Source organism: Phenylobacterium sp., assembly GCF_004799395.1.
Lineage (GTDB): Bacteria > Pseudomonadota > Alphaproteobacteria > Caulobacterales > Caulobacteraceae > Phenylobacterium.
Map to the genome: position 1 here is coordinate 1 of NZ_SSMZ01000229.1, position 7,255 is coordinate 7,255.

General features: G+C 69.4%; 8 protein-coding genes. 4 read left to right on the forward strand and 4 right to left on the reverse strand.

Going from position 1 to position 7,255, the window contains the following annotated elements; all coding sequences use genetic code 11:
• From E8A12_RS14420 to E8A12_RS14430, 3 genes are all read right to left on the reverse strand, one after another.
• On the reverse strand, positions 1-624 hold a 624-nt coding region (locus tag E8A12_RS14420), incomplete at its 3' end, for an acyl-CoA dehydrogenase family protein (RefSeq protein ID WP_293369955.1).
• A 30-nt stretch (positions 625-654) separates the two neighbouring features.
• Positions 655-1,770, reverse strand: a complete 1,116-nt coding sequence (locus E8A12_RS14425) for a membrane dipeptidase (RefSeq protein ID WP_293369957.1) — start codon at positions 1,768-1,770, stop codon at positions 655-657.
• Positions 1,767-3,095, reverse strand: a complete 1,329-nt coding sequence (locus tag E8A12_RS14430) for an amidohydrolase family protein (protein ID WP_293369959.1) — start codon at positions 3,093-3,095, stop codon at positions 1,767-1,769. Before E8A12_RS14430 ends, E8A12_RS14425 begins: the two co-directional genes overlap by 4 nt.
• Before the next feature lie 172 nt (positions 3,096-3,267).
• Here E8A12_RS14430 and E8A12_RS14435 point away from each other — a divergent pair, with 172 nt between their 5' ends.
• From E8A12_RS14435 to E8A12_RS14450, 4 genes are all read left to right on the forward strand, one after another.
• On the forward strand, positions 3,268-3,873 hold the full coding sequence (locus E8A12_RS14435; RefSeq protein ID WP_293369961.1) for a YceI family protein: 606 nt from the start codon (positions 3,268-3,270) through the stop codon (positions 3,871-3,873).
• Between the two features lie 33 nt (positions 3,874-3,906).
• Positions 3,907-5,229, forward strand: coding sequence for a YceI family protein (locus E8A12_RS14440; RefSeq protein ID WP_293369963.1), 1,323 nt, complete (start codon positions 3,907-3,909; stop codon positions 5,227-5,229).
• Between the two features lie 76 nt (positions 5,230-5,305).
• Positions 5,306-6,058: a class I SAM-dependent methyltransferase gene (locus E8A12_RS14445; protein ID WP_293369966.1), complete on the forward strand. Its 753-nt coding sequence runs from the start codon at positions 5,306-5,308 to the stop codon at positions 6,056-6,058.
• Positions 6,059-6,091: 33 nt separating this feature from the next.
• The gene (locus tag E8A12_RS14450) at positions 6,092-7,012 is read left to right on the forward strand and encodes an L-threonylcarbamoyladenylate synthase (protein WP_293369968.1); all 921 of its coding nucleotides are present in this window, start codon (positions 6,092-6,094) and stop codon (positions 7,010-7,012) included.
• Here E8A12_RS14450 and E8A12_RS14455 read toward each other — a convergent pair.
• Positions 7,000-7,255: type II toxin-antitoxin system VapC family toxin (locus E8A12_RS14455; protein ID WP_293369970.1), on the reverse strand; the 256-nt coding region annotated here is incomplete at its 5' end. The two genes, E8A12_RS14450 and E8A12_RS14455, sit on opposite strands and share 13 nt — an antisense overlap.

The window sequence follows — 7,255 nt, forward strand, 5'->3', positions numbered from 1 at the left end:
CAGGTGGCAGATGTTCTCGGCGGCGTCGTGGTCGCCCCAGGTGATGAAGATCTTCTGGCCCGAGAGGCGCCAGCCACCCTGGCCGTCCGGCCGGGCCATGGCGGTGAGCGCCGAGAGGTCGGACCCGGCCTGCGGCTCGGTCAGGCACATGGCGCCGGTCCATTCGCCGGAGACCAGCTTCGGCAGCACCAGGCGCTTCTGCCGGTCAGTGCCGTGCAGGGCGATGGCCTCGATGGCGCCCTGGGTCAGCATCGGGCAAAGACCGAAGGCCATGTTGGCCGAGTGGACCATCTCGAAGACCGCCAGCTCCATGGCCTTCGACAGGCCCTGGCCGCCATGGTCCGGGTCGGCGCTCAGCGAGTTCCAGCCGCCTTCAACGAAGGCCTGGTAGGCCTGGGCGAAGCCGGGCGCGGCGCTGACCTTGCCGTTCTCGTAGCGCGCGCCAGCCACGTCGCCGCCGCGGTTCAGTGGGGCCAGCACATCGGCGGCAAAGCCGCCGGCCGCCTCCAGCACCGCCGCGACCGTGTCGCTGTCGAGGTCGGGGAAGGCCCGGGCGATCAGGGCGTCGTGACCGACGCTGGACAGCGCAAAGGCGAGGTCCCGGACGGGCGCGCGGAAGGTCATGGACGGCTCCAGCTCAGATCGGCGCTTCTCTTAAGCCTGCGCGGCCCAGATGTCGTGGGCGTAGCGCACGAAGTTGCCGCCGAGGATCTTCTCGACGCGGGCCGGCTTGTGGCCGCGCTGTTCCAGCAGCCGCGCCAGCTTGCGGAACTGGTCCGGCCCGCGAAGATCGTCGACGAAGGGGTGGGTGTCGGCCCGCTCGCCGGGCGCCGAAATGCCGGCGCGGACCCGGTCCTCGTGCTCCTTGGTCAGGGCCGCCTTGTAGGCCTCCAGGTCGTCGATCGGCGTCGTACCGCCATCGGTGCCGATGCCTACGTGGTCTTCGCCGCAGATCTTCAACGCGTATTCGATGTGGGCCACGACGTCGGCCGCCGTGGCGTGGCCGGAGAGGTTCAGGAACGGCATGAAATAGATGCCGACGAAGCCGCCCTTCTCGGCGACCAGGCGCAGTTCCTCGTCCGTCTTGTTGCGCGGCAGGTCGGTGACGGCGCGGCAGCCGGTGTGGTTGATCGAGATCGGCTGTTTCGAGACCCGCGCGGCGTCGAGGCAGATCTGCCGACCGGAGTGGCTGAGGTCCACCATGCAGCGGTTGGCGTTGATGCGCTCGACCACCTCGCGGCCGAAAGGCGTCAGGCCACGGCCCTCCGGCGCCATAGAGCCGTCGCCCAGCTGGTTGGCGTTGTTGTAGGTGAGCTGGAACACCCGCACGCCCATGTCGGCGAAGATGTCCACGCGCTTGGCGTCCTGGCCCATCATCGCGCAGTTCTGGAAGCCATAGATAAGGCCAGTCTTCTTGCCCGCTTTGGCGCGAGCGATGTCGGCGACGGTGAGGACCTTCTGCAGGTCGTTCGGATGGGCGCGGACCAAGCTGTCCCAGTGGGCCACGTCGCGCACCGTGGTCTCGAACGGCTCTTGCGGTCCGAACACGTAGCCGAGCGTCACATTCACCGCAGTCTCGCCGGACGCGCGGGCGTCGGCCAGCATGCGCGGGGTGATCTTTTCGGGCCCCTCGCCCGGATGGTTGGGGTCGTTCAGGCCGCCCAGCGCATTGATCACCGTCCAGCCGGCGATGGGATCGGCGGGCGCCGCGAACGCGGGTGCGGCAGCGGCGGCGCCCAGAGCCAGGACGGTTCGGCGGTCGAGGCTCATGGGGCGTCTCTCAGTTCCTGTTCGGTGGGCGGCTTGAAGTCGGCGCGGGGATAGGCGCGGCCGCGCTTGATGCTGGTCTCCAGGCTCTTCAGGTTCTCCACGTCGGCGGTCGGATCGCGGCCGAGCACGATCAGATTGGCGAGCTTGCCCGGCGCGACGGTTCCCATGTCGGCGCCTTGCGCCGCGGCGCGGGCCCCAACCTCGGTGGCCGCATGGATCGCCTGGGCCGGGGTGAGGCCGGCCTTCCTGACCAAGAGTGCGATCTCGTCATAGACGGTGGGCCAGGGATCGGTGGCCGGCGCGATCCCGTCGGTTCCGGTGGACAACGGCACCCCGGCGCGGAACGCTTGGCGGGTCAGGGCCGCGGCCAGGTCCAGCGGGCAGAGCGGCGGGCGGCCCTTTGGATTCTTGGCGAACCGCTCGGCGTCCTCGGCATAGACGCGCAAGGTGGGGTCCAGCAGCGTGCCCTGCGCCTTCATCCGCGCGAACAGGTGGGCCATGACCGGGTTGTCGCCGCCGATCATGCTCTTCGGGTCGACCGGCACGCGGGCTTGATAGGACGCCGGCACGCCGACCACCTGATAGGCCATGTAGCAGGTGTGCGAGGTCACATCGGGGTGCGCGGCCAGCACCTCCTCCGGCGTGGTCGGGAAGATGGCGCTGTGGGTCCAGACGACCATGCCCTGGCGGTGGGCCTCCTTCGCGATCTTCTCCACCAGGTCCGGCGGCAGGTTCGCGTAGATCTTGATGGCGGTGGCCGATGTCCCCTTCGCCAGGGTGATGGCGTTGGGAATGTCGGTCTGGGCGTCGATCGCCTGCATCCACGGCGCATGGCCCGGTTCGACGCCAAAGTTCGCCGCATGGGTGCGCGGGTCGACGAAGAAGGACGGCCCTGCCATCAGGGCGGCGTAATAGATGTCCGGCCCTGGAACCTCGGCGGCGCGGGACTCGCGCGCCAGCTCGGCCACCGAGCGAAGGTCATCGGCCATGTCGCGGATGGCGGTGACCCCGCCATAGAGGTCGCGGCGCATGTTCGCCTCGGCGGCGCGGCGGTTGGGCGGCGTCGCCAGGTGCTCGTGACTGTCGATCAGCCCGGGCGCCAGGAACTTGCCGGTCAGATCCACGATCTTGGCGCCGGCGGGCGCGGTCAGCTCGGCGTCGGGCGCCACGGCCTTGATCCGCTCGCCCTCGACAAGCACGGACATGGCTGGCCGTAGCGGCCCGCCGGTCCCGTCGATCAGGGTGGCGTGGCGATAAAGGGTGATGGCGGGCCCGTCGACCGCGCCGGCGGGACCCGCGGCGAGAAGGGCGACGCATGCCGCCATGGCAGCTCTCAAGCCCAATCGGATCACGCGCACCCCCGTTGCTGACGCGGTAAGCGATAGGTCGCGCGCCGCCGCCGGGCAAGTCCGGTGGCTCATACGCCGTAAATCCGCTGCGGCGGACTTTCGGCTAGGTTCGGCGGCCCATCTTGGCCGCGACCTGGAGAGTTAGACCATGATCCGCATCGGCGCCGCCATCCTTGCGCTGATCCTCGGCCTCGGTGGCGCAGCCGTCGCGGCGCCTTCGACGACCGACCCGGCCAAGGTGCCCGCCGGCGACTACCTCCTCGACAAGAGGCACGCGAGCCTGACGGTGAAGATCGTCCACATGGGTTTCTCGCACTACACCCTGCGCATGGACGGCCTGGATGGGTCCTTCACCTACGACCCGGCCAATTGGCGGGAGACCAAGGTCAACTTCACCGTCGACCCGAAGTCGGTAGACACCCACGACAACGCCTTCGACAAGCAGATCGCCGGCTACTTCGAACCCGACAAATATCCGACCATCACCTTCGTCTCGACGTCGGTGGCGGGCGGCGCCGACGGCAAGGGCTCCGTCACCGGCGACCTGACCTTCCACGGGGTGACCAGGCCGGTGACCCTTGACGTGACCTTCGACGGCGCCGGGCACGGCGTCACCCCGATCGGCACGCGCCTGGGCTTTTCCGGCGCGACCCAGATCAAGCGGTCCGACTTCGGTCTCACCGGCCTGATCCTCAACCAGTTCACCAGCGACGAGGTTGACGTGATCATCGAGGTCGAGTTCGAGAAGAAGTAGTGGTAGGGGCCGAGCTTCGCTGGAAAGGCATCCATGACCAACGCGCGCAACGCCCCGGGCCTGGGCGGCAAGAGCCGCTACGCCCTCGTCGCCATCGTCCTGCACTGGGTGATCGCGCTCGCTATCGTCGCCCAGGTTTCGATCGCCTGGCGGATGGACGGCAAGACGCCGGAGGGCTTCGCGCTCACGCAGCTGCACAAGTCGATCGGCATGACGATCCTGGTGCTGAGCATCCTTCGCCTCGGCTGGCGACTGACCAATCCGCCGCCGCCGCACGCCGCGGGCTTGGCGCCCTGGGAGAAGGTGCTCTCGACGATCGTCCATTGGGGCTTCTACGTGGTCATGATCGGCATGCCGCTGACCGGCTGGCTGATGGTCTCGACCAGCAAGACGGCGATCCCGACGATCCTCTTCTGGACGCTGCCCCTGGCCAACATTCCCGGGACGGACGCGCTTGCGCCGGCCGCCAAGCAGATTGCCCGCGAGATCGGCCAGAAGGGCCATGGCCTCCTGGCGTTTGGCCTCTACGGCCTCTTCCTCCTGCACGTGGGCGGGGCGTTGAAGCATCAATTCTTCGAGCGCAACACGCCGGTCCTGGCGCGCATGGCGCCTGGGGCCGTTTCCGGCCGCTGGTGGGAGGTGCGCCTGCTCGTGATCGCGCTGGCGGTCGTCGGCGCCTTGGCATTCGGCAAACTGGTGCAGCCGCCGCATCCGGCGTCCGGGCCGCCGCCGGCCGAGGCCGCGCCGCCTGCGCCCTTCCTGCCTGAGGCCCCTGCCGCGCCCGCCGCTGGGACGGCGGCTGCGCCGGCCGCCGCCGCCACGCCCAAGCCCGCGCCGACCGGCGCCGTGACCTGGAAGGTCGCCCCCGGCTCCAGCCTGAACTTCCAGACCAGCTGGAGCGGCGACGCCGTCCATGGCCGGTTCAACAGCTGGAAGGCCGACATTGTCTTCGGCCCCGACGCCCTCGACAAATCCAAGGTCGTCGTGACCATCGACATGACCTCGGCGAAGACCGGCGACGATCAGCGCGACGCCTCCTTGCCCGCCAGCGACTGGTTCGATGCGGCGGCGCATCCCAAGGCGGTGTTCACGGCCACGAAGTTCGAGAAGAAGGCCGAGGGCGCCTATGTGGCCCATGGGACGCTCGACCTGCGCGGCGTGGCCAAGCCTGTGGACCTGCCGTTCAAGCTGAAGATCGTCGGCGACAAGGCCCAGATGAGCGGCGAAGCCACACTCGACCGGACGCTGTTCGGCGTAGGCCAGGGCGAGTTCACCGCCACCGACCAGGTGCCGGCCAAGGTGACGGTCCGGGTCCAACTGAACGCTCAAACGACCGCAGCGAGCGACAAGCGGTAGGTCCGCGCCGTTGACTTGGTTCGGCGCTGGCCGAAGCTTGCCGGTAGCTTCGCCACACCGGCCTTAGGACCTGCCGATGAGAACCCTGCTCCTGGCCGCCTGCGCTGCCGCCAGCCTCGCCGCGGCCGTCGTGGTCGCAGCCCCCGCCATCCCGGCCTATGTGGCCGCCGCCGTCTCCGACAAGGGTCGCGACGACGATCGCGACGCCGATGCCCGCCGCCACATCGCCGAGGTCATCGCCTTCTCCGGCGTGAAGCCGGGGGACAAGGTCGTCGACCTGATTCCGGGCTCTGGCTACTTCACCAAGGTGTTCTCGAAGATCGTGGGCGAGAAGGGCCACGTCTACATGATCTGGCCGAACGAATACGCCAAGGAGGCCCAGCCCGACCCGATCAAGAACCAGGGCCTGGCCCGGACCGGCTATCCCAACACCTCGGTCATCCTGCAGCCCGGCGCGGAATTCTCGACGCCGGAGCCGGTGGATCTGGTGTTCACGGTCCAGAATTATCACGACTATCCGGACAAGTTCATGGGCAAGATCGACCCGATGGTCCTGAACCGCGAGGTCTTCAAGGCGCTCAAGCCGGGCGGCGTCTTCCTGGTGGTCGACCACACCGCCGAGGCCGGCTCCGCCATGCGCGACACCGACACCCTGCACCGCATCGACCCGGCCACCGTCAAGCAGCAGGTGACCGCGGCAGGCTTCGTCTTCGTGGGTGAAAGCACGGCGCTCAAGAACCCCGGCGACGACCTGAAGAAGATCGTCTTCGACAAGGCGATCCGCGGCCACACCGACCAGTTCATCTACAAGTTCCGCAAACCCAAGTAGGCGTTCGCCCCCGCGGCGGTGTAACGAGCCGCCGTGGACGCCGCCGCCGACATCGAAAACGCCGCCGCCGCGCTACGGGCCGGCGGGCTGGTCATCCTGCCGACCGAGACGGTCTATGGACTGGCGGCCGACGCGTCCGATCCGCGCGCTGTGGCCAAGGTCTATGAGGCCAAGGGCCGGCCCGCCTTCAATCCCCTGATCGCCCATGTGGCGGAGGTCGCGACCGCACGCCGGATCGCCCGCTTCGACGAGCAGGCCGAGCGGCTGGCGGCGAGGTTCTGGCCTGGCCCCTTGACCCTGGTGCTGCCGGTGGCGGATGAGCGGGCGGTGTGCGACCTGGCCCGCGCGGGTCTCGACACCGTGGCCGTCCGCGCGCCCGCCCATCCCTTGGCCCACGCCCTTTTGGAAGCCTTCGGCGGCCCGCTCGTCGCCCCTTCCGCCAACCGGTCCGGCCGCCCCAGCCCCACCACCTTCGCCGACGCCATGGCCGAGACCGGCGCCGCGGCCGCCGCGGGCCTGGACGGCGGGCCCTGCCGGATCGGTCTGGAATCGACGGTCGTCGCCCTGCTGGACCTCCCGCGTCTCCTGCGCCCCGGCGCCGTCACCCGCGCCGAGATCGAGGCCGTGGTCGGCCCGCTCAGCGAAGCCGAGGCCGACGCCAAGCGGTCGCCCGGCCGCCTGGCCCGCCACTACGCTCCTGACCTGCCGATGCGCCTCAACGCCACGGAGCCGCGCGATGGCGAAGTCTGGCTGGGTTTCGGTGCGGGCTTCCCGGAGCCCCTGAACCTCAGCCCGGCGGGCGATCTGGCCGAGGCCGCCGCCAACCTCTTCGCCTACCTGCGCGCCGCCGACCGCTCCGGCGCTTCAGCCATCGCCGTGGCGCCCATCCCGGGTGACGGGCTCGGCGAAGCGATCAACGATCGCCTGCGCCGCGCGGCGGGCTACGTCGGCTGACACGCCGAGCGGATGTCCGTCTTGGCGAAATCGTCGCCCTTGTAGAGCAGGGGCGCGTCGAGTTGCTTAGCCAAGGCGTAGGCGAAGCAGTCGGCCAGGTTCAGCCGCGCCGGGTGCAGTCCTTTGCCGAAGCGGAGATAGGCTTGAAGCGCCGCGGCGCGAAGCGGCGTCTCCTCGTCCGTGGCCACTGTGAGCGCACCGAGCCAGGCGTCGAATTGGTCCTGGGTCGGAACGAAGCCCCGC